Source organism: Campylobacter concisus (assembly GCF_002914195.1).
Taxonomy (GTDB): domain Bacteria; phylum Campylobacterota; class Campylobacteria; order Campylobacterales; family Campylobacteraceae; genus Campylobacter_A; species Campylobacter_A concisus_M.
On sequence record NZ_PPAU01000090.1, the window covers coordinates 188,605 to 209,582 of the forward strand.

23 protein-coding genes and 1 pseudogene are annotated in these 20,978 nt (G+C 38.6%); 15 read left to right on the forward strand and 9 right to left on the reverse strand.

Going from position 1 to position 20,978, the window contains the following annotated elements; translation table 11 throughout:
- Positions 1-19: 19 nt before the first annotated feature.
- Both CYP28_RS03175 and rpiB read right to left on the reverse strand, forming a co-directional pair.
- Positions 20-352: a hypothetical protein gene (locus tag CYP28_RS03175; protein ID WP_002939538.1), complete on the reverse strand. Its 333-nt coding sequence runs from the start codon at positions 350-352 to the stop codon at positions 20-22.
- A complete protein-coding gene (gene rpiB, locus CYP28_RS03180) occupies positions 349-792 on the reverse strand; it encodes a ribose 5-phosphate isomerase B (RefSeq protein ID WP_103593358.1) in 444 nt (147 codons plus the stop codon). Before rpiB ends, CYP28_RS03175 begins: the two co-directional genes overlap by 4 nt.
- Positions 793-902: 110 nt before the next feature.
- On the opposite strand from rpiB, the gene CYP28_RS03185 reads away from it, so the two are divergent.
- A complete protein-coding gene (locus CYP28_RS03185) occupies positions 903-2,288 on the forward strand; it encodes a DUF4139 domain-containing protein (RefSeq protein ID WP_103593055.1) in 1,386 nt (461 codons plus the stop codon).
- Positions 2,289-2,306: 18 nt separating this feature from the next.
- Here CYP28_RS03185 and CYP28_RS03190 read toward each other — a convergent pair whose 3' ends face one another.
- From CYP28_RS03190 to folD, 3 genes are read right to left on the reverse strand one after another with little or no spacing between them, the layout of a single operon-like run.
- A complete protein-coding gene (locus CYP28_RS03190) occupies positions 2,307-2,966 on the reverse strand; it encodes a site-2 protease family protein (RefSeq protein WP_103593056.1) in 660 nt (219 codons plus the stop codon).
- Positions 2,953-3,858 carry a signal peptidase I gene (gene lepB, locus CYP28_RS03195; protein ID WP_103593057.1) on the reverse strand — a complete coding sequence of 302 codons (906 nt, stop codon included), beginning with the start codon at positions 3,856-3,858 and terminating at the stop codon, positions 2,953-2,955. The genes CYP28_RS03190 and lepB overlap by 14 nt, the downstream gene beginning before the upstream one ends.
- Positions 3,859-3,860: 2 nt before the next feature.
- Positions 3,861-4,721, reverse strand: a complete 861-nt coding sequence (gene folD / locus CYP28_RS03200; RefSeq protein WP_103593058.1) for a bifunctional methylenetetrahydrofolate dehydrogenase/methenyltetrahydrofolate cyclohydrolase FolD — start codon at positions 4,719-4,721, stop codon at positions 3,861-3,863.
- An 83-nt stretch (positions 4,722-4,804) separates the two neighbouring features.
- Here folD and CYP28_RS10300 point away from each other — a divergent pair.
- The 9 genes and pseudogenes from CYP28_RS10300 to CYP28_RS03245 all read left to right on the forward strand — a co-directional run.
- Positions 4,805-5,140, forward strand: a pseudogene (locus CYP28_RS10300) (c-type cytochrome); the annotation flags it as partial.
- Positions 5,141-5,403: 263 nt separating this feature from the next.
- Positions 5,404-6,687 carry a glutamate-1-semialdehyde 2,1-aminomutase gene (gene hemL / locus CYP28_RS03210; protein WP_103593060.1) on the forward strand — a complete coding sequence of 428 codons (1,284 nt, stop codon included), beginning with the start codon at positions 5,404-5,406 and terminating at the stop codon, positions 6,685-6,687.
- On the forward strand, positions 6,687-6,968 hold the full coding sequence (locus tag CYP28_RS03215) for an AtpZ/AtpI family protein (RefSeq protein ID WP_103593061.1): 282 nt from the start codon (positions 6,687-6,689) through the stop codon (positions 6,966-6,968). The genes hemL and CYP28_RS03215 overlap by 1 nt, the downstream gene beginning before the upstream one ends.
- Complete coding sequence (locus tag CYP28_RS03220) at positions 6,916-7,476, forward strand: hypothetical protein (protein ID WP_258032511.1); 561 nt, start codon at positions 6,916-6,918, stop codon at positions 7,474-7,476. Before CYP28_RS03215 ends, CYP28_RS03220 begins: the two co-directional genes overlap by 53 nt.
- Positions 7,466-8,710: an MFS transporter gene (locus CYP28_RS03225; protein WP_084040818.1), complete on the forward strand. Its 1,245-nt coding sequence runs from the start codon at positions 7,466-7,468 to the stop codon at positions 8,708-8,710. Before CYP28_RS03220 ends, CYP28_RS03225 begins: the two co-directional genes overlap by 11 nt.
- 21 nt (positions 8,711-8,731) lie before the next feature.
- Positions 8,732-10,363, forward strand: a complete 1,632-nt coding sequence (locus CYP28_RS03230; protein WP_180997962.1) for a flagellar hook-length control protein FliK — start codon at positions 8,732-8,734, stop codon at positions 10,361-10,363.
- Positions 10,363-10,623: a FlhB-like flagellar biosynthesis protein gene (locus CYP28_RS03235; protein ID WP_021090972.1), complete on the forward strand. Its 261-nt coding sequence runs from the start codon at positions 10,363-10,365 to the stop codon at positions 10,621-10,623. The genes CYP28_RS03230 and CYP28_RS03235 overlap by 1 nt, the downstream gene beginning before the upstream one ends.
- Before the next feature lie 112 nt (positions 10,624-10,735).
- Positions 10,736-11,305 (forward strand): CheB methylesterase domain-containing protein, encoded by a 570-nt coding sequence (locus tag CYP28_RS03240; RefSeq protein ID WP_021090732.1) that lies wholly within the window; start codon positions 10,736-10,738, stop codon positions 11,303-11,305.
- Positions 11,292-12,116, forward strand: coding sequence for a CheR family methyltransferase (locus CYP28_RS03245; RefSeq protein WP_021090925.1), 825 nt, complete (start codon positions 11,292-11,294; stop codon positions 12,114-12,116). The genes CYP28_RS03240 and CYP28_RS03245 overlap by 14 nt, the downstream gene beginning before the upstream one ends.
- 48 nt (positions 12,117-12,164) lie before the next feature.
- Here CYP28_RS03245 and CYP28_RS03250 read toward each other — a convergent pair whose 3' ends face one another.
- The 3 genes from CYP28_RS03250 to CYP28_RS03260 are packed head-to-tail and all read right to left on the reverse strand — an operon-like array spanning position 12,165 to position 15,042.
- A complete protein-coding gene (locus CYP28_RS03250) occupies positions 12,165-13,361 on the reverse strand; it encodes an MFS transporter (RefSeq protein ID WP_103593064.1) in 1,197 nt (398 codons plus the stop codon).
- Between the two features lies 1 nt (position 13,362).
- Positions 13,363-14,565, reverse strand: a complete 1,203-nt coding sequence (locus CYP28_RS03255; RefSeq protein WP_103593065.1) for a copper resistance protein NlpE — start codon at positions 14,563-14,565, stop codon at positions 13,363-13,365.
- A gap of 48 nt (positions 14,566-14,613) precedes the next feature.
- Positions 14,614-15,042 (reverse strand): copper resistance protein NlpE, encoded by a 429-nt coding sequence (locus CYP28_RS03260; RefSeq protein ID WP_103593066.1) that lies wholly within the window; start codon positions 15,040-15,042, stop codon positions 14,614-14,616.
- Positions 15,043-15,122: 80 nt separating this feature from the next.
- Here CYP28_RS03260 and CYP28_RS03265 point away from each other — a divergent pair, with 80 nt between their 5' ends.
- On the forward strand, positions 15,123-16,037 hold the full coding sequence (locus CYP28_RS03265; RefSeq protein WP_054196349.1) for an SPFH domain-containing protein: 915 nt from the start codon (positions 15,123-15,125) through the stop codon (positions 16,035-16,037).
- Positions 16,034-16,426 carry an NfeD family protein gene (locus CYP28_RS03270; RefSeq protein ID WP_021090625.1) on the forward strand — a complete coding sequence of 131 codons (393 nt, stop codon included), beginning with the start codon at positions 16,034-16,036 and terminating at the stop codon, positions 16,424-16,426. Before CYP28_RS03265 ends, CYP28_RS03270 begins: the two co-directional genes overlap by 4 nt.
- 22 nt (positions 16,427-16,448) lie before the next feature.
- Here CYP28_RS03270 and CYP28_RS03275 read toward each other — a convergent pair whose 3' ends face one another.
- Entirely contained in the window at positions 16,449-16,655 is a 207-nt protein-coding gene (locus CYP28_RS03275) for a hypothetical protein (protein ID WP_103593067.1), read from the reverse strand.
- Between the two features lie 132 nt (positions 16,656-16,787).
- Between CYP28_RS03275 and CYP28_RS03280 the strand changes: the two genes are divergently transcribed.
- Genes CYP28_RS03280 through recG form a run of 3 tightly spaced genes read left to right on the forward strand, consistent with a single transcriptional unit; the run spans position 16,788 to position 20,886 of the window.
- Positions 16,788-17,834: a dehypoxanthine futalosine cyclase gene (locus tag CYP28_RS03280; RefSeq protein WP_103593068.1), complete on the forward strand. Its 1,047-nt coding sequence runs from the start codon at positions 16,788-16,790 to the stop codon at positions 17,832-17,834.
- Complete coding sequence (locus CYP28_RS03285) at positions 17,835-19,064, forward strand: M16 family metallopeptidase (protein ID WP_103593069.1); 1,230 nt, start codon at positions 17,835-17,837, stop codon at positions 19,062-19,064.
- Positions 19,054-20,886, forward strand: a complete 1,833-nt coding sequence (gene recG / locus CYP28_RS03290; RefSeq protein ID WP_103593070.1) for an ATP-dependent DNA helicase RecG — start codon at positions 19,054-19,056, stop codon at positions 20,884-20,886. The genes CYP28_RS03285 and recG overlap by 11 nt, the downstream gene beginning before the upstream one ends.
- The last annotated feature ends 92 nt before the right edge of the window (positions 20,887-20,978 follow it).

Here is a 20,978-nt window from a genome sequence, read left to right on the forward strand (position 1 = left end):
AATTTCCTTAAATTTGATGTTATAGTAGTGCTTCGATTTTGCCTTCAAGCTCACGAATTCGTTGTCTTAGCTTATCGTTTTCTAAGCGGTACTGGGAATTTCTTGTGCGAAGCGAGGTCACGTCGTTTTTAGTTTTGTTTAGCTCGTCTGTTAAGATGTCGATGTTGCCTAGGCTTCGCTGAAGTTGGATCTGAAATTTTCTTATGACGACCTCGGTGTCTTGGAGGTTATTTTTCATAAAATCTTTTGTCGCACGCTCTTTTTTTAGAAGCGTTTTGAAGTAAAAAACCATGACAGTTAGGTAGATCGCAGCACAAACAAGAGCGGTAAAAACGATCCACTCGCCTATCATTTGGCTTCCTTAAGCTCTATTTTTTTGACTCTTCTTTCGTGTCTGTCGCCTGCAAACTCTGTCTTTAAAAATATTTCAAGTGCTGCTGTAGCCACACCAGCTCCGATCACTCTTGCTCCAAAAGCGATAACGTTTGCATCGTTATGTTCTCTTGCAAGTCTTGCAGTAAATTCGTCGTGACAAAGGGCACACCTTACGTTTTCATGCCTGTTTGCAGCGATTGAGATGCCGATACCTGTGCCACAAATGAGTACGCCGTAGCATTTAGGTTCAAGCTTGCTTGCTAGTAAGTGCGCATAATCGGGATAATCAACGCTATTTTTGTCATTCGTGCCAAGGTCAATGACTTCATGTCCAAGCTTTTTTATGACTTCCTTTAGCTCTGCTTTAAGCTCTACTCCAGCATGATCGCAGGCTATAAAAATTTTATCTATTTTCATGAAAAATCCAATAAATTTTTTGCAGATTATAGTCAAAGTTGCATTAAAATAAAATTTTGCTTGCATGTGAGAAAAGGCTATAATTTTAGAAATTCTTAAAAGGGAAAAATATGAAAAAGACGCTCTTTTTAATGGCTTCAGCGCTAGCCTTTGCAAATGAAAATTTGATAGAGATCTACACGGATCAAACCATAATCACTCAAAAATTTAGTGACGCAAATAGCTCTTTTAGCGCCTTTGTGCCAGAGGGTGTGCAGAGTGAGAGCATCACTATAAATGGTGATTGTGACGTGAATGCTAATCTAAAAAAAATCAGCGAAGAAAATAGTCCAAGTTACATAAAATGGAAGCAAGAAGTTGCAAATTTAAGTAGCAAGCTTGAGGCGCTAAATGCAAGAGGTAGGTTTATAGAGCAAGCTTTGATAGGAGAAAACAAAAGTAACGATGTGACAAAAAGAGCTGATGAGTTTTATAAATTTAGCCTAGAAAATATCGAAAAAATCTCAGCTGCTAAAAGTGAGCTTGAAACGCTTAAAGAAAATGAGCCAAAGAGCGAGATGGCTGGGTTTTTGCAGCTTGATATGAAATTTGCTTGCAGTCCAAAAGAGGTAACGCTTTCATATATGGATGATGAGGCCCTAAAGACGCTAAATGAAATTTATGCAGACACAAAAAACAAAAATATCTTGATAAAACAAGAAATTTTGCTCAGCAACCCATATGCTAGCGATGTTAAAAATTTAAAACTAGCTATTTATCCGACCAGGTATCAAAAGGCGCTTGCTCCAAGCAAGTTTTACCCTTGGTACGAGGAGAGTGAGGTGGAAGCTGATGGATATGGTGCTTCAAAAAATATGCTAAGAGCTGCGAAAATCACCGCTGAGGTCGCTGATATGCGTGTGCAAAGAGATGAGAATGAGTTTGCCAAAATTTGGAAGATAGATGGGATAAATTTAGCAAAAGGTGAGAGCAAATATATAACTTATGACACACAAAAAATAGATGCAAATTTTAGTGTTTTTGCTGATTTTTACGGCTCGCTAAAGGCATATAACGTAGCTAGCTTTAAACTAAATGATGATCTAACACCAGCTAAAACGCAGTTTTACGTTAATGGTGTGAGTGTTGGTAGTCCTAGCGAGTTTGAGATGAAAGCAAAAGATGAGCCAGTGCAGCTCTTTTTAGGACAAAACGAGCTAATCGAGCTTAAAAAAGAGCGATTAAATAAATTTAAAAAGAGCTCGTTTCTTGGTAAAGAGCGCATAAGCGAAGAGGGCTATGAGATAAGTGTCAAAAATAACTCAAGTAAGAGCGTCGATGTCACCTTAGTCGATCGCGTGCCAGTATCTGCTGACGAGGCTGTAAAGGTCGAGATAAAGGGCTTTGATAAAAAAGATATCAGCAAAGATGGCAAGGTGGAGCTTAAATTTAGCCTTGCACCAAAAGAGGAATTTAAAAAAGAGTACTCTTATAAGATCACAAAGCCAAAAATTTAGAGCAAATTTGCTCTAAATTTAGCCATTTATAAAGGCGCTTGCGATATCTAAAACGTATCTTGTCGGATAAAAGATAGTATCTTTTAGAGGTGAAATGAGGATGATGATAAGGATGACAAAGCCATATCGCGAGATGCCCTCAAGCTTTTCAGCTAGTGCGTGAAAGCCAAAATTTCTAAGCGCGTACTCGAGCGCGTGAAAGCCATCAAGTGGCGGGATCGGATAGAGGTTAAAGATGGCTAACATCAAATTTAAAAGCGCAAGTGTAAATAAAAACTGAAGTAAAATTTCAAAGGTTTCTATGTTTAGCAGAGCCTTTAGCACAAAAAGCGACAAGATGCCTAGGATGACGTTGTAGCAAATACCAGCTAGACTTACGTAGATAGCTGCCTTGTAGCCGCCATTTCGTACGACTGTGTAGGTATTTACAGGCACTGGTTTTGCCCAGCCAAACATCATGCCAGTGCTTAGATAAAGCACCAGTGGCACGATGATAGTGCCAACAAGATCGATGTGTTTTATGGGATTTATGCTAAGTCTGCCAAGATTTTTTGCTGTGTTGTCACCAAATTTATAAGCGACATATCCGTGCGCGATCTCGTGACCTACGATGGCGATTATTAAAGAGATGACGATAGTGGCGACTTTGACTATGTCTATGTTATCAATGAAGCCCATCTACTTCGCCTTCTTTTAGAGCTTGTTTTGTGAAAAATTCGTCATTTTCTATCGTATCTACAAAACGTCCGATACGCTCCCAACGCACATTGTAGTTCTTGTCCCAGCTAAAATATATAAACCAAGGCTCTCCGACTATGTCCTTGTAAGCCACACTTCCCCAAAAACGGCTATCATTTGAGTGATCGCGGTTGTCACCTATCATAAAATATTCATCTTTTGGCACTTTTACGTAAAATGCATTAAAGCCAAAATTTGTATTTTGAGGTAGCGAGTTAACAATGGTTGGCTTCATAAAAACGCTAGCTTTATTTGTGTTTAGCATAAAGACCATTTGCTCAAATAAATTTACACTTTCGTCATAGTGGATGCCACTAAATTTATATGGCTCTTTGATGAAAAGCCTACCGTCAAGATCAACTACATCACTGCATGAGTAGTTTAGATTGCTTTTCTTGTCTCCAGCATTTTCACGGCAATTTGCCTTTATAAAATCATCTCCCTCTTTTGGACGCAAATACAAGGCTTTTTCGGTAAATACTATCTCATCTTCGCTTGTGGCAAAGCAGCGTTTTACAAAGTGAGTCTTTTCGTCTTTTGGATAACGAAAGACGACTATATCTCCTCTTGCTGGGCCATCACCTGTTACGAGATGTCCATTATCGTTTAGCTCAGGTAAAATTTTTACTTCAAGCCACGGAATTCTTGGTGTTGGTATACCATAAACAAATTTTTTGGCGAATAAAAAATCGCCAACCAAAAGCGTATTTTTCATCGAGCCTGAAGGGATAACAAAGGCTTGAGCTACAAAAAAAATGACTAGTAAAACAATGATAATAGTGCCAGTCCAGCTCGAGCAAAAGTCATAAAATTTAGTAAAAAATTTTTTCATTATTACGCTCTTTTGTGGCTAGCTATCTTAGCTTGGGCTGCAAGGATTGTATTATTTAAAAGCATGGCTATGGTCATCGGACCTACGCCCCCTGGAACTGGCGTGATGTATGAGCATTTTGGTGCGACCTCGTCAAAATCCACATCGCCTACAAGTCTGCCATCATCAAGTCTATTTATGCCCACATCAACGACTACTGCGCCATCTTTTACCATATCTGCCTTTAAGAAAAATGGCTTGCCAATGGCCGCAACGATGAGGTCAGCATTTTTACAAATTTCTTTTAAATTTTTAGTCTTGCTATGAGTGATCGTAACTGTTGCTGAAGCGTTTAAAAGCAAATTTGCCATAGGCTTGCCAACGATATTACTTCTACCTATAACAACCGCGTTTAGTCCAGTCACATCAATGCCATACTCTTTTAAAATTTCCATCACGCCAAGCGGTGTGCAAGGCACAAAGCCATCTAGCCCACTAACAAGTTTGCCAACATTTACAGCGTGAAAGCCATCTACGTCTTTTGCTGGATCGATCGTTGCTAAAACGGTATTTGTATCTATATGTTTTGGAAGTGGCAACTGCACTAAGATGCCGTGGATACTATCGTCTAAATTTAGCACATTTATAAGTGCTAGAAGCTCTGCTTGGGTTGTATTTTCGCTTAGACGGTGAGCTACGCTTTTTATGCCGTATTCGTTGCAGGCTTTTTCTTTGGCTCTAACGTATGTTTGAGATGCTTTATCTTCGCCTACTAAGATAACAGCTAAGGTTGGCTCCACGCCAATTTTTTTCAGTTCTTCAGCCCTTAATTTTACGCTTTCTTTGACCTTTAAAGATACGGCTTTGCCGTCTAAAATTTTCATATTGGATCCTTATTTAAAAGCTTTTTTAATCACAAGGGTGGTATCATACCTAAAATTAAATTAAATTTTTAAAAGAGAGGTTTATGCGGTCTGTTTTTTTGATTTTGCTTTTTTGTGTGGCGATTTTTGGTGCTGATTTTATCACAAAGACCGAGTACGCCAAGATGCTCTACCTAAATCCACGCGGCATAGGATGTGACAAGTGCCACGGCACAAAGGGCGAGGGCAGTCTAATCTCCAAATACAAACACTTTGACAAAAAGGCAAACAAAACGGTTGACGATGAGCTTAGAGCGCCAAAGATAAATGATATAGATTTTGAAAGCTTTAAAGCCGCTCTAACTAAGCCAAAAGGCGTCATGCCAAGCTATTTTTTGACAGACGAGGAGACTACGATTCTTTATGAATACATTACGAATAAGATAAATACTCCTTCAAAAGCAGCAAAAGCGCAAAATTTAAGCAAGCCAGTTTCCACTGATACGACGCAAAAACAGCCAGAGCAATCTGCTAAAGCCGCCCCTGCTACAAAACCAGCAGAGTCAGCTAAAACTACCACAGCAAAACCAGCTGAGCCAGCAAAAGCTACTACACCAGTGGTAAAAACACCGACTAAATCAGTAACAAATCAAAAAGATAATCAAAAAATAAATTTAAAAACACAAAATCAAAAGGATAAAAAATGACAAATAAAGAGGCATTTAGTGAAGCCAAAAAATATATCCCAGGTGGCGTAAATTCGCCTGTTCGTGCATTTGGTAGTGTTGGTGGTGAGCCTGTAATGATAGATCATGCTAGGGGTGCTTATCTATACGACGTCGAGGGTAAAAAATACCTTGACTTCATCCAAAGCTGGGGACCGCTCATCTTTGGTCACTGCGACAAAGACATAGAAGAAGCGATCATCTCTGCTGTAAAACAAGGCGTCTCTTACGGCGCTCCGTCACCAAAAGAGACCGCTCTAGCAAAGCTAATATGCGATGAGTTTAAACAAATAGATAAAATTCGCTTCGTTAGCTCTGGTACAGAGGCTACGATGAGCGCTATCAGAGTGGCTAGAGGCTACTCTAAAAAAGACGGACTTATCAAATTTGAAGGCTGCTACCACGGACACAGTGACGCACTTCTTATCAAAGCGGGAAGTGGCGCTACGACATACGGCAACGCTTCAAGCGGCGGCGTGCCACAAGACGTTGTGAAAAATACATTTTTAGCTATCTACAACGACATAGAGAGCGTAAAAGCTATCTTTGAAAATAATAAAGACAAAATAGGCGTCGTCATAATCGAGCCAATCGCAGGAAATATGGGGCTTGTGCCAGCTGATAAGAAATTTTTAGAGGAGCTTAGAACACTTTGCGATAAATTTGGCGCTGTGCTTATCCTTGATGAGGTTATGAGCGGCTTTAGAGCCTCACGCCTTGGCTCATATCCATTTCACGAAGTGGACGCTGATCTCATTACATTTGGCAAGGTTATAGGCGGAGGTATGAACGTCGCTGCATTTGGTGGCAAAGCTGAGATAATGGACTGCTTAAGCCCAGATGGAGCTGTCTATCAAGCAGGCACGCTAAGTGGCAACCCAGTAGCGATGAGTGCTGGTATAGCAGCGATTTCTAAGATAAATAGCGACGCAAATTTATATGCTAGACTTGAAAAACTAGCTAAAAAACTAATGGACGGCTTTAAAGAGGCGGCAAAAAGCGCAGGTATTGCTATGCAAACCGATGTTCGTGGCTCTATGTTTGGCTACTTCTTTACAGATCGTGCAGTTAAAAACTATGACGATGCGTTAAAGAGCGACACAAAACTTTTTGCTAAATTTCATCAAGCGATGCTTAAGCGTGGAATTTATCTTGCACCTAGTCAGTTTGAGACTGGGTTTGTCTGCGATGCGATGAGTGAAGCCGACATCGATCTAGCGGTAAGCGCAGCTAAAGAGGCGTTTTTGGAGATAAAAGCCTAATGGCAAAATTTAAGATAAAAGATATCGTAGCGGGTGCTGAGCAGCTAAGCCTTGGCGTTTCAATCGTAGTTGCTATCTTGCTTGGCACCGGGCTAGGGTATTTTATAAAAAAGGCTACAAATTTCACACCAGCTCTTTGGATAGGCTTTGCTATTGGCATCGCAGCTGCTATTTTAAACGTCTATAAAGCTTACAAAGCACAGATAAAAAGCCTAGATGAGCTAAAAGATGAAAGCAGATACAAAGGCTACACAAAAGACGATGATGACGAGGACGATTAGCAGGCTTTTTATTTGCTACTTTGCGCTTTGGCTAGCTCTTAGCGCGGTTGGCAAATTTATATCAAATCAATTTTTTATAAGCTCGCAAATTTCATTTTTTGTCTCGCTTATCATCCTAACGGCTAGCTTTTTTGCCTATAAAAACCGCATAAATTCTCGGCTAGAAAATGCAAGAGATGAAATTTTAGCCAAGATAGAAGAAGAGGACGAAGAGGAAGAAGAAATTTTGCCCCAGAATGAGGCAAAAGATTTTAGCTTAAAGGATGAGAAAGCAAGGCTAAAAAAGCAGAGATTTTCATTTAAAGATAAGAGTTTCGCAGCAGCCTTTATGCCTTACCGCTTGGTGGCTTATGCGATACTTTTTTTTGGATTTATCTTTTTAAAAAATGAAAATTTGCTAAATGTATCTGGTTTTTTAGTGGGGCTTGCTCCGATGCCTATTGGTGCATTTGTTTTTGGACTTATGGAGAATAAATTTAATACTGCAAAGGACACTGATGGCAAGTAGCTTTAGGATCATCCGCTCGATGGGACCGCTATTTTTGGGCATGAGTTTGCTTTTTATCGGAAATGGCCTAGTCATCGCATCTTGTAGCGCACTTCTTAAGCAAAACGGAGTGGGCGAGCTAGAGATTGGATTAATCAATACAGGCTTTTTTGTGGGTGCGTTAATTAGCACCATTACAGCTCACAGAGTCATCTCAACTACTGGCCACATTAGAGCCTTTGCCATCTTTTCAGCCATTTTTGCAGTCTCAGCTATGCTTCATGCGGTAAATCAAAATTTAGTATTTTGGGCGATATTGCGTGCATTTTTGGGATATTGCTACTACGCACTTTTGATGGTTATAGAAAGCTGGCTAAATGCAAAAATTCCAAATAAGATAAGATCTCGCGTGATAGCCTTTTATGAAGGCGTTTTTTACACGAGTTTTGGACTTGGCATTTTGATCTTGGCGCTTGATCTTAATACCTTTGAAATTTTCATCATAAGTGCAGCTTTTATCATGCTCTCAAGCATTCCATTAAATTTGATTCGTATAAATCAGCCTCAAATCCCAGAGCGTCAGCCTATAAACATCCCAAAAATTTTTGGTATCGTCCCGCTTGCTCTTGTTGGCGCGCTCATTGCAGGCTTAGCGATAAATGGCTTTTTTTCGATGGCAAGCCTTTTTGTTTTGCTTCAAGGATACGGCACAAAAGAGGCGTCATTTTTTATGACGGTTGCGATGATCGGAGGCTTTTTAGCTCAAGTTTTTATCGGTAGTTTCTCTGATAGATATGGCAGAAGGCCAGCTATTTTGCTTTGTAGCAGCGTGGCTTTAATAAGTGCGGTTTTGTTTTTGCTAAATGGCAAAAATTTAACGATTGAATATCTACTTTCATTCTTTTTTGGGGCTGGAATTTTTTGTACATATGGGCTTTCTTTAGCTAGAGCAAATGATGAGATCACAGATAAAACTAAAAGCGTGCAAGTCGCACGTGCTTTGTTATTTAGCTACTCTTTGGCTTCGCTTTTCTCACCGCTTCTTATGAGCTATGCGATGAAAATTTTTGGAGCATTTGGCTTTATCTATGTTTATTTGGTGCTTTTTGCTGGACTTATTTTATTTGCACTAACGCAAAAGACAATACCACAGCACATGAGAAAAGAGTATAACGACAGGCTCGTTGCAAGAACGGCTGGCATAGCTACTATTGAGCAAAATGGAAATTTTGCCGATAGAAAAAATAAAAAGTAAAAAATGGACGTAGGAAATTCTTTGAATATATCAAATACTTCGGTTCAAACTGGACAAAATACTACTCAAAATGTGCCAGTTCGTAAAAATGAAGGCTCGCTTTTTAAAAATCAGCCAAGTGTGCAAACGCCTAGTGAGCAGAGCATTTCAGAGACACTTGATAATGTTGGAAAACTCGTTGCAAGAGTACTTGATGATCTAAAAAGTGCTTCAAGTCTTAGCAAGGCTGAACAAATTTTATCTCAGGCAAAAGATACGAAAATCGCTCCAAATTTAGCCAGCGAGCTATCAGACCTTGCAAAAAGTTTAGAAACAGAAGCAGCGCAAAACGAAAGCCCTGAGATAAAGAGCCTTGCTCTAAAACTAAAAGAATTTCTAAAACCAATAGCCGATCTAAAAGCTGGCTCACTAAATGACCAGATCAAAAACTCAGGCGTAATGCTTGAAGCAAATTTAAAAGATGCACTTAGCCCAGAGAAGCTTCCAAGCTCGGTTCAGAAGCTACTAAGCGATATAAAAAATCTCTCAAGCGGGAATTTACTAAATCAAATTTTAACCCTAAATGATGAAAAATTAGACAATCAAAACTCTTTTTCAAAGCTTGCTTCTATACTTGAAAAAGCGAGTAGTGACGCAAAAAACATCCTTGATAACTCAAGCATAAAAACCCTCTTAAAAGATGTTGATAAGCTTGATAGTGTGGTTAAATTTTTAGATAAAAATTTTTCAAAAGATCAAAATGGCGAGCTAGTAAAAAATCAAATAGGCAAAATGCAAAATTTCATCTCAAATTTAAGCGAGAAAGTCGCAAGCCTAGCAAATGAAAAGCTAAATCAAAATTTTGGTTTTAGCCAAAATCACAAAGAGCTAAAAACTATCCTTGATAGCATAAAAAATGATCTAAAAACGCTAAATAACATAGGTGATGAAGTAGGGCTTGTAAAGGCGTTTAATGAGATGAGCGATGTCTCAAAGGATGGTAGCTTGCAAGATAAGCTCCAAAGTGCAGCGAGACGTCTTGCTCATAGCCTAAGTCTTGCTGATGCTAAGGCAAGTTTGGCTAAAAATGAACTAAGTGAGAGCAAGGCACTTTTGAAACAACTAAATCTCGCTACAAACGATATAAATGACATTACGACTAAAAATAGCAGCGAAATTTCAAAGGTGCTAAGTCAAGATATAAAAAGTACGCTTTTAAACATCAGTGAAAAGAGTCAAAACCAGCAAAGCGTAAATGCTGCAAATAAGATGATTTCGCAGATCGAGATGCATCAAATGATATCAAGCCTTCAAGGCGGGATCCAAACTTATATGCCTTATATTTGGGACGGCGTTGAGGGTGGAAATATCGCATTTAAGCAAGGCAAAAAGGATAAATTTTACGCTCAGATCGATCTAAATTTTAAAAAATTTGGACAGATAAATGTGATGGTTGGACTTATTGATAAAAGGTATATTGATCTTTCGGTAGCTACGCAAACAAATGAGTTTAAGGAGCTAATCCTCTCAAACTCTAGCGAATTAAAACAAGCAATATCAAAGCTTGGGCTTATAGTTTCAAACTTTAATATCAAAACTTTGTCAAAAGTAAAGCTAAATGATAGATTTAAAAAATTTGGTGGCCTTGATGTGGGCTTTGATAAGAAAATTTAATGCAAGTAAATAAGAAAAAAGCAGTAGCTCTTGGTTACAACAGATCTAAAGACAATGCTCCAAGAGTGCTGGCTAGTGGCGCTGGCGAGATAGCAAATAGAATAATTGATCTTGCAAAAGAGCATGATATACCGATCAAAGAGGATCCTGATCTTATTGAAATTTTAAGCAAGGTTGAAGTTGATCAAGAAATTCCGCCAAATTTATATAAAGCTGTTGCTGAAATTTTTAGCTTTTTATATAAGATCACAAAGAAATGATCTATAAATTTGCTTAAAAATTAGCAAGGCATATAAAGAGTGGCAAGGATATTGACGATATACAAAAAAGTGGCGTAAGCTAAATATTAAATTAAAATTTTAAAGGCTATTTGTGGCACAAAAATTAATATTAATAGGGGCGTCTACTGGCGGGCCTGGGCATTTAAAAAAGTTATTAAAAAACGTAAAACTAAATGGAGCTATCATCGTGATAGCCCAGCACATGAATAAAATGTTTATAAACTCTTTTGCTATGCAAATCGGAAAAGAGTGTGGCTTGGATGTTGAAATTTTAAATGAGAGGAAAATTTTAAAAGAAAATACCGTATATGTCTGTGAACAAAATGTAGTAGTGTCACCAAATTTACCAATTAGCGCAAAGCCAAATACAGAAGAAAAGACTATATATACGCCAAATGTTGATGTGTTGTTTAAATCTGGAGTTGGAATTTGCAAAAGCGCAAATGTCCTAGCTATCTTGCTAACTGGCATCGGAGATGATGGTGCATCTGGGCTTGATAAGCTTTATAAGGCTGGAGCAAAATGTATAGCTGAAAATGAAGAGAGCGCGATAGTTTATGGTATGCCAAAACGTGCAAAGGAGCTAAATCAAAGCTTAAAATCATTAAATCTAACTATGATAAAAAAAGAGCTGGAGGATTTTTTAAATGCTATTAACTAATGACGCAAAAGATACAAAAACAATGCAAACAAATACTTCACAAGATATGGATAGTTTTAATGAATTTATGAACGTTATCAAAACCCTTTGCGGAGTTGATCTGGAGCCAAAAAGAGATATCACATTGCAGCGAATTACCATTTTTATTAGAGATCGCCAGATAAAAAGCTTTAAAGATCTTGTTTCGATGATAAGATATAACTCAAGCTTGCGACAAGACATTTTAAATCTAGTAACTGTAAATGAGACTTATTTTTATAGAGAGTTGCCTCAACTTAAAGATGTGATATATTACGCAAAGGAGCTTGGAGGAGCTAGAATTTTGTGTGCTCCTTGCTCTACTGGAGATGAGTCATATTCGCTTGCGATGCTTGCTTATGAGATGGGATTTAAACAGCATGAAATTTCAATCGTAGGTATAGACATAAACTCAGAAGCCATAGCAAGCTGTCAAAATGGCATTTTTAGTGAGAGGAGCTTGCATAGGTTAAGTGATTTTCAAAAAGAGAGATTTTTTACAAAAGTCGATGATAAATTTAAGATAAAAAAAGAAATTTTACCAAGGTGTGAGTTTAAAATTTTAAATGTTTTTGATGATGCTATTTTTAATCTAGGAAAATTTGATATTGTGCTTTCAAGAAATATGATGATCTATTTTGATGATGATTTTAGATTAAAATGCGTTGAGAGGCTTCATAAATTGCTTAAGCCAGATGGTAGGCTTTACGCTGGGCACGCTGATCTTGTGCCTTACACTCCAGCTTATGAAAAACGCTTTTCAAATGGAACTACCTACTATCTAAAAAAATAAAAATTTGCCAAGTCGCCTTTTAACTTAGGCGACTTAATTTAAAATCAATTATCTTATTTTGTAGCTTTTTAATACTATGTGATAGTAAAAAGCCCCTATAAAAAAGAGGCTTCCCATAAAACTTGCAATCATCTCAACGCTAAGTCCAATATCATAAAGCAGACCAATGATAAATGAAATGAGAGCGCTAAAGCCAAGAAAAACCATATCGTTATATGCAATCACTCGGCCATAAAATTCTTTTTTGCAGTTTTGCTGAAGCATCGTATAGGTGTAGCTCCAAAGGCTTGATGTGCAAAATCCAGCAAAGATAATGCCAATAAGCGATAGATAAAAATTCCAAAGCGATAAAGCCCAAATAATAATACCAAGGCCTTGACCGATATATACGAAAATAAGCGTATTTTTATTTATAAATTTACTAAGTATGGCTGGAGCAAACATAAGTGAAATGGATCTTGAAGTATTTAATAGTCCTATAACTAGCGATGTTGAGAGTAAATTTGCATATTTGTAATCAGCCAAAAGTGCGATCAATGCGTCATAAGCGGTAATGCCAACAAAGGCGTGCAAGAATATAAGATGCACGATGAGTCTATTTTCTTTTAAATACACAAGTCCATTTTTTAGCATTTTTAGTGGTTTTTCTATAAATTCTGGCTTTAGACCTTGCAAATTTAAAAAATATAAAAATCCAAAGCTAAGAATGTATAGTATGCCATCAAGTAAAAATGCGCTTTTTATCCCAAAAAAATGTATATAAACTCCCGCTAGCCCCATGCCAGCAGTGTATGAGACTGCCCAGATGATAGAGTGGATCTCATTTGCGAGTTTGAGATTTTCTTTGCTTAAAATTTTTGGCAGTACGCTCATCTCTACTTGAAAATACATTCCGCCAGTGCCATTTCTAATAAAAATGATAAGTAAAAGTAACCATAAAAAATCAAGTGAGTCTATAAAAAGAAGCATGAAAACGCTTATCGTCTCAACTGCCATCATGATGACAAGCATTGGTTTTGGGCTAAATTTATCAACTAAAATTCCACTAAATGGAGCTATGACAACACCTGGGATAAATGCCATCGCTGCACTTAGCGTAATCGCCCAAACAGGAGCGTCAAGCTTGATAAGAAGGGTAAAAATACCTGTGTGCGAAAACCATACGCCAAAATAGCATATAAGCTGAATGATGCTTAAGAGGCGAAAATTTTTCTCTTCTTTTAAGAGTTTAAGATATCCTTTCAACTTATTGATTCCACATTAGCGTTATTTGCTCTATCTTTGTTTCATCTGGGATATCGTTTAGGCTTGTTATATCTTTGGCAAGTGGATTTTTTAGTGTGATTAGCATATCGTGGCTATCTATTTTTAGATAGATATTGTTTTTGTCACTACTAAATTTAGAGATAACAAGAGAATTTTTTATATCTTTGAAATTTGATTTAAGGCTGATATTTTCTGGAGTTTTAAACTCGTTTGAGTAAATTTCAATGCTTGTGATAATGCCATTTAGCAAGGTGTATTCAAAAATTCTTTCACTTTTACTTGTTACGATGTAGCTGTTTTCTTTTTTTGTGTTATCACGTTTTATGTTTTTTGAGCCGTAAATTTTTATCACATCTCTATTTGCTGATTCGTTTGTCAGCTCTGCAAAAAAGCTTTTACCAAAGAGATTTTTTTGATCTTTATCTTTTTTATATCGTCCACTTATGTGAGCATTTTTACAAATTTTATTGTTTGCCACTAGAAAAATTGCATTATTTATCCTGTGTATGCTTAGAGCAATGCCTTTTTCATCTAAAAGGTAAAAAATTCCTTTGTCGTAAAGTAGCTCAGAGCTAAACTCGCAAAGTGGCGAGCCATTTTTTAATGATGAATAAAAACTTATTTTTGCACCATTTTTACTTGGTACGATTACAATGTCTAAAAAGTTATCTTTGTTTTTAAATTTATAAAATTTAGCAAAAAAACTATCTTTGTAAGCTTTATTTACCGGTTCAAAATTATAAATTTGAGCTAGCACGCCAACTCGCTTATTTTTCTTATCATCAAGCTGAAGAAGTGAGTTTTTATTTGGTGCGAAATAGCTAAGATTGCCATTTTCATCTTTTAAAATGATAGCACTATCATCAACATCAAATGTGCCATTTTTTTCAACCAAGCTTACTTCTTTATCCATAGTAAGCATTGTTTTTGTATAGGTTTTGTCTTTATTTAGCGTAATGATGGTTTTTATGCCTTCGCAGTTTGGGCAAGGCAAAATAGTGTGAAAACTACTATAAATTGAGTTTGGAAGTATTAGCTTTTCTGGCTTTTTGGGTGTATTTGCCTGAACTAGCGGTTTGTCTTCTTTTGCTATATTTTGTGTGTTTTGTTTTGGCTCTAAATTTTCATTTTTTGCGCAGCCAAGGATGAAAAATGAGATAAGTATGGCAAAAAGATATTTCATTTGCAACTCCTTAAAAATTGCAAAATTATATCATTTTGCCTTTAAAATTTATTTTACGCGTTTAAAGATGTATTTATCTTTTAGCTCGCCAGTGACCTCTTTTTGATCCATATCTAGCATTTTTAGGTTCTCGCCTTCTATTTTATAAAAGCTCTTTTCTTTATACTCATCAATAGTTGTTATCACACCATTTTCGATTGAGTATTTGCCTTTACTAACGGCTTTGTAGTTGTCTTTTGACTTATAGTCCATCACGCTTTCAAATGTACCATCTTTTTTTAATGTTAAGCGTGAGTCAATACCCATGCAGCTAGCGCAAGGTAAAAATGCCTTGTAAGTGCCCTCGATGCTGCTTACTGGAGCCATGCAGCTACCTTTTACTTCACATTTGCCTTGTGGGACGTTTGCGTTTTGGCTAGATGAGGCACAACCTGCCAAAAGTAGAGCCGCACTTAGTGCAAATATAAAATTTTTCATGCTAATCCTTTTTGAAAATAAAATTTAAAATGTATTATAATACTTGAGAAAATAACAAATTATAAATTAAAGGAGTAAAAATGCAAATCGAAGCATTTGGCGTTTTAGTCGTAGTTCTGGTTATCTTTGCGTTCTTGTTTTTAAAGGCTGGCATCAAGATCGTCTCACAAGCTGATAATCTACTCATCGAGCGACTTGGTAAATTCCATAAAGTGCTTGACGGCGGATTTCACATAATTATCCCATTTGTCGATCAAATAAGAGCGATAATCACCGTAAAAGAGCAGCTTGTAGACATCACAAAACAGCAAGTCATCACAAAAGATAACGTTAATATAAGCGTCGATGGTATCGTCTTTTTAAAGGTCTTTGATGCAAAAATGGCGGTTTATAATGTAGATAACTACAAGCGTGCCATAGCAAATTTAGCCATGACTACGCTTCGTGGCGAGATAGGCGCGATGAATCTTGACGATACGCTAAGCTCACGTGACCGCCTAAATGCCGCACTTCAAGTGGCTCTTGGCGACGCTGCTGGCAACTGGGGCGTAAAGATCATGCGCGTAGAAATTTCTGAAATCTCTGTCCCACTTGGTATCGAAGAGGCGATGAATATGCAGATGAAAGCCGAGCGTGAAAAACGTGCGATCGAGCTAAAAGCCTTGGCTGAAAAAGAGGCTTTAATACGCAACGCCGAAGCGCTAAAACAAGAAAAAGTACTTCAAGCAGAGGCGATCGAGCGTATGGCTGATGCGAAAAAATACGAGCAAATCGCTATCGCAACGGCTCAAAAAGAGGCTATGGATATGATAAATGATAGTATGAGCAAAAACGCAAATGCAGCAGAATTTTTGCTCGCTCGTGATAGAGTTGGGGCATTTAGTGAGCTAGCTAAAAATAGTTCAAAAGATAAAATTTTAGTCCCTTATGAAGCGACTGAGCTTATTGGCTCCCTTAGCGTTTTGAAAAATTTCCTAGCTAAGGATAAGGCGTGATCAGCCCTTTTATAATGATAGCAATCGGTGTGGTTTTGTGCATCACCGAGTTTATCTTTTTCTCGTTTTATTTGCTATTTTTTGGCATAGCTTTTATCGTAGTTGGAGCTATAAATTTTGGTTTTAGTTTTGCTTGGAGCTATCAAATTTTAATTACAGCAGCGATTGCGATCGTGCTCCTTGTGCTCTTAAAAGCGCCGTTAAAGAGTAAATTTATGTCCAGAAAAGAGAGCTTTAACGAGGAATTTTTAGACGAAGCCGGAGTTGGCGAAATTAGAGAAAATATGGTCTATTTTAAAGGCACACTTTGGAAATACGACGGAAATTTAGCTAATGGAGAGAAGGTGACGGTTCTTGGCACCAAAGGTGACAAGGTGATATTAAAATAAAAGTGCCTTTTTGGCACTTTTACTATTTTGCGTGAGCTGGGCAGCCTGCTGGCATTTGTTCGTGCATAGCACCTTGCATGCCGTGATGAGGGCAACTTGGCATCTTTTCTTGTGTCATTTTTTGATGATGAGGGCAACCGCAACCTTCGTGGCTTGCTGGCTTTGGCTCATTTTTAGCACAACCAACTAAAAATAGTCCGCAAATAACGGCAAATACTATCTTTTTCATAACTCGCTCCTTTAAAGAATTTCTCACATTTTAGCCTTTAAAAATTAATTTTTCATAACGCCTGATTTATCATATTTAAAAGCATTTTTAGCTAAACTCTCGCCCAAAAATAAGCAAAATAAAAGGTTAAATTTGAAAAGACTTAGTGTAAATGAAGCCATCGATCTTATAGAAAATGCACCGCTTCACGAGCTTGGCAAGATGGCGCTAGCTAGAAAAAAAGAGCTTCATCCAGATAATATAACGACCTTCATCGTAGATCGCAACATTAACTATACAAACGTCTGCTGGGTGGATTGTAAATTTTGCGCATTTTATCGCCACGCAAAAGAAGAAGACGCTTACGTGCTAAGTTTTGAGGAGATCGGTAAGAAGATCGAGGAGCTTATCGCCATTGGCGGCACGCAAATTTTATTTCAAGGTGGCGTTCATCCAAAGCTAAAGATCGAGTGGTACGAGGAGCTTGTTAGCTACATCAGCAAGCACTATCCAAGCATCACGATACATGGCTTCTCAGCCGTTGAGATCGACTACATCGCAAGAATTTCAAAAATTTCTACAAAAGAGGTCTTAAGACGCCTAAACGAAAAGGGCTTATACTCGATGCCAGGGGCTGGAGCGGAGATTTTAAGCGACCGCGTTCGTGACATCATCGCCCCTAAAAAGTGCGACACCGCAGACTGGCTTCGCATACACAAAGAGGCGCACGAGCTTGGCATGAAGACGACTGCGACGATGATGTTTGGCACGGTTGAGAGCACTCGTGAGATCGTGGAGCACTGGGAGCACATTAGAAATTTACAAGATGAAACGGCTGGATTTAGGGCATTTATACTTTGGAGCTTTCAAGGGCTAAATACAAAGCTCATGCAAGAAATCCCAGAGATCAAAAAGCAAAGCTCAAACGTCTATCTAAGGCTTCTTGCAGTCTCAAGGCTTTTTTTGGATAACTTTAAAAATATCCAAAGCAGCTGGGTCACGCAGGGCAGCTACGTAGGGCAGCTCGCACTTCTTTTTGGTGCAAATGACCTTGGCTCAACAATGATGGAAGAAAACGTCGTAAAGGCCGCAGGGGCTAGCTTTAGGATGAATCAAGACCAGATGATCGAGCTTATAAAAGATGTCGGAGAAATTCCAGCTAAGCGCAACACAAACTATGATATTTTGGAGAAATTTTAGATGAAAATTTTAGATATCAATGTAAAAAATATAAAAATTCCAGTCGTTTTTGAAAGCTCAAAAGCAATGCCAGTAGTGAGCCTAAAACTAGTTTTCAAAGCAGCTGGCAGCTCACAAAATGGCAAGTTAGCAGGCCTTGCAAGACTAAGTGCAAATTTGCTAAACGAGGGCGATATGAAGCTAGGCTCGGCCAAATTTGCCAAAGAGCTTGAAGTAAGAGCGATTAGCCTAAATACAAGCTGCGGCTTTGAGACATTTTGCATCGATCTAAACTGCCTAAAAGAGCACTTTGTTTTTGCGTGCGGTAAGCTAAAAGAGCTCTTGAGCGCTCCAAATTTAACAGAAGAAATTCTAAATAGGTGCAAAACCGTCACACTTGGCGAGATCGCAGCAAATGAAAACGACTTTGACTACGTGGCAAGGCAAGGGCTTTTTGAGCTTTTGTACCCAAAAAGCGTGCTTGCTCAGCCAAGCATTGGCACAAAAAAGAGCGTTAAAGCGATCACGCTTGAAGATGTGAGTAAATTTTTAAATGAGCACTTAGACCTTTCAAATTTGCTCTGCGTGCTAGGCGGCGACATCGATGAGAAGCAGACAAAGGAAGTGGCTAAGGTTTTGGAAATTTTAGAGCCTGGCAAGGTGCGAAAGCTAGAGCGTTTTAGTCCAAGCAACAAGTGCGAAACCAGCGAGATAGCAAGGCAAAGCGAGCAGGCATATATCTACTTTGGTGCACCATTTAACGTAAAATCTGAAGAAAAATACAAGGCTGCAGTGGCGACATTTATCCTAGGCGAGGGTGGCTTTGGCTCGAGGCTCATGGAGGAGATCCGCGTGAAAAGAGGTCTTGCTTATAGCGCCTACGCTAGAAATTTGCTAAATCTCTCTTACAGTCAGCTTTACGGCTACATGCAGACAAAAAATGAAAAAAAAGATGAGGCCATCGCCGTTATAAAAGAGGAAATTTTAAAATTTAGTAAAAAAGGCGTTAGTAAGGACGAGCTTGAGCAGGCAAAGAAATTCTTACTTGGCTCGTTGCCTCTTAGACTTGAGACACTATTTAAGCGCCTTGACATCGCACAAAGTGAGTTTTATGAGCATGGCGAGCTTGGGTCATTTTTAAAGGATCTGGATAAAATTTCAGCCCTTTCGCTAAGCGAGCTAAATAGCTTCATAAAAGCCCACGCAGAGATCAATCAGCTAAGTTTTTGCGTCTTAAAAAATGAAATTTGAAGCAAGCGACAGGGTAAAACTTCTAAAAATAGGCGTGCTTAGCCTGCTTGACCTTGCTCTTGTGCTACCAAAGGGCTTTGAGGATACGACGATCGCTAAGAGCCCAAGAGAAGGGCAGGTCTGCATAAATATAAAGGTCACCTCGCTCACCTCGCGCCCTGGAATGCTAACCGCACTTGCCTTTTGTGAGCAGTGGCAAAGTAGCGTAAAGATCGTCATTTTTAACGCAAAGTCTTGGCACTACGGCGCTTTTAAGATGGGCAAAGAGATGGCGATATATGGGCTTTGCTCCTACGCCTTTGGCTCGTGGCAGATCGTAAATCCAAAAATCACCACAAAAATAGGCCAGATCGTGCCTAAATTTAAGACCGAGCTAAAAGATGATGAAGTCAAAAAACTTGTTTTAAAATATATAAATTTACAAAATTTATTAGCCGAGGGCTTAAATGGAAAAGAGGCTCAATTTCTAGCTGATCTGCAAAGGCTAGATGAGCAAAGCGTACAAATTTTATACCGCCTAAAAAACGATAATGAGGGTGTGCACATTTTAAAATTTGTAGAAATTTTTAACTACATAAAAAAGCTAAGCGCTAAAAAAACCTACTTTAAAAGTCCTAAGATCAAGCTTTTTGATATAAGCTCTTGGCTTAAAAGCTTGCCATTTACGCCAACAAACGACCAGATAAACGCGATAAATGATATAAGAGACGACCTTAGTGCCGTGCAGGCAAAAAGGCGCGTCATAATGGGGGACGTGGGAAGCGGCAAGACGCTAGTGATCCTAGCAGCCGCTCTTAGCGTATATCCGCAAAGTGCCATTTTGATGGCGCCAACAAGCATCTTAAGCGAGCAAATTTATAACGAAGCAAAGAGGTTGCTGCCCGCTTTTATGAATGTGATGCTGGTGCGAAGTGGGGAGAAAAAGATAGACTTTAGCGGGGTAAATTTGATCATCGGCACGCATGCGCTTCTATTTCACGAGCTGCCAAACTCGCCACTTGTCATGGTCGATGAGCAGCACCGCTTTGGCTCAAACCAGCGCAAAAAGATAGAAGAGCTTGCCTCAAACGAGTATGAGCGAGCAAATTTCGTGCAGTTTTCAGCTACGCCTATACCTAGGACGCTTAGTCTTATCCAGTCTGAGATCGTAAATTTTAGCTTTTTAAAGCAGATGCCGTTTAAGAAAAATATAACGAGCCAAATTTTAGGCGCTAGCGAGTTTGGCTATCTGCTCGCTCACATCAAAAAGCAGCTTGCGGGCGACTTTCAAGTAGCTATCATCTATCCGCTAGTTGATAGCAGCGAGAGCTCAAACTACCAAAGTCTAAGCGAGGCGCAGGGCTTTTGGCTAAAGAATTTCAAAAATGTCTTCGTCACGCATGGCAAGGACAAAGAGAAAGAGGAAATTTTAAGGAGGTTTAGAGAAGAGGGCGAAATTTTGCTCTCTACGACGGTTGTTGAGGTCGGCATCTCGCTACCAAGGCTAAATACAATAGTGATCGTGGGCGCTGAGAGGCTGGGGCTTGCCACGCTTCATCAGCTGCGAGGCAGGGTGGGGCGAAATGGCGGCGATGGATACTGCTTTTTATTTACCAAGCTAAAAGAGGCGCCAGCTAGACTAAAAGAATTTTGCGCGACAAACGACGGCTTTAAGGTGGCCGAGCTTGATCTGAAAAACCGCCAAAGCGGCGATATACTAAACGGCTTTTTTCAGCATGGAGCGACATTTAACTTCTACGACTACGAGGATGATATCACACAGGCTGCAAAGGCTAGAGTAGCAGCACTTGCTAAAAATAATACCCAGTTGCTTTTAACTTAACTTAAAATTTTTGATTTTCTTTTACTGGCTCTTTTGACTTGTTTAAATTTTTATAATTTATCGAATTTGAAGTAAGTGCCAAGGCTAAGCTT

Coding starts and splice junctions, on each gene's coding strand:
- CYP28_RS03175 (WP_002939538.1), bottom strand. CDS start 352: ATGATAGGCGAGTGGATCGTTTTTACCGCTCTTGTTTGTGCTGCGATC.
- rpiB (WP_103593358.1), bottom strand. CDS start 792: ATGAAAATAGATAAAATTTTTATAGCCTGCGATCATGCTGGAGTAGAG.
- CYP28_RS03185 (WP_103593055.1), top strand. CDS start 903: ATGAAAAAGACGCTCTTTTTAATGGCTTCAGCGCTAGCCTTTGCAAAT.
- CYP28_RS03190 (WP_103593056.1), bottom strand. CDS start 2,966: ATGGGCTTCATTGATAACATAGACATAGTCAAAGTCGCCACTATCGTC.
- lepB (WP_103593057.1), bottom strand. CDS start 3,858: ATGAAAAAATTTTTTACTAAATTTTATGACTTTTGCTCGAGCTGGACT.
- folD (WP_103593058.1), bottom strand. CDS start 4,721: ATGAAAATTTTAGACGGCAAAGCCGTATCTTTAAAGGTCAAAGAAAGC.
- hemL (WP_103593060.1), top strand. CDS start 5,404: ATGACAAATAAAGAGGCATTTAGTGAAGCCAAAAAATATATCCCAGGT.
- CYP28_RS03215 (WP_103593061.1), top strand. CDS start 6,687: ATGGCAAAATTTAAGATAAAAGATATCGTAGCGGGTGCTGAGCAGCTA.
- CYP28_RS03220 (WP_258032511.1), top strand. CDS start 6,916: ATGAAAGCAGATACAAAGGCTACACAAAAGACGATGATGACGAGGACG.
- CYP28_RS03225 (WP_084040818.1), top strand. CDS start 7,466: ATGGCAAGTAGCTTTAGGATCATCCGCTCGATGGGACCGCTATTTTTG.
- CYP28_RS03235 (WP_021090972.1), top strand. CDS start 10,363: ATGCAAGTAAATAAGAAAAAAGCAGTAGCTCTTGGTTACAACAGATCT.
- CYP28_RS03245 (WP_021090925.1), top strand. CDS start 11,292: ATGCTATTAACTAATGACGCAAAAGATACAAAAACAATGCAAACAAAT.
- CYP28_RS03255 (WP_103593065.1), bottom strand. CDS start 14,565: ATGAAATATCTTTTTGCCATACTTATCTCATTTTTCATCCTTGGCTGC.
- CYP28_RS03260 (WP_103593066.1), bottom strand. CDS start 15,042: ATGAAAAATTTTATATTTGCACTAAGTGCGGCTCTACTTTTGGCAGGT.
- CYP28_RS03265 (WP_054196349.1), top strand. CDS start 15,123: ATGCAAATCGAAGCATTTGGCGTTTTAGTCGTAGTTCTGGTTATCTTT.
- CYP28_RS03275 (WP_103593067.1), bottom strand. CDS start 16,655: ATGAAAAAGATAGTATTTGCCGTTATTTGCGGACTATTTTTAGTTGGT.
- CYP28_RS03285 (WP_103593069.1), top strand. CDS start 17,835: ATGAAAATTTTAGATATCAATGTAAAAAATATAAAAATTCCAGTCGTT.
- recG (WP_103593070.1), top strand. CDS start 19,054: ATGAAATTTGAAGCAAGCGACAGGGTAAAACTTCTAAAAATAGGCGTG.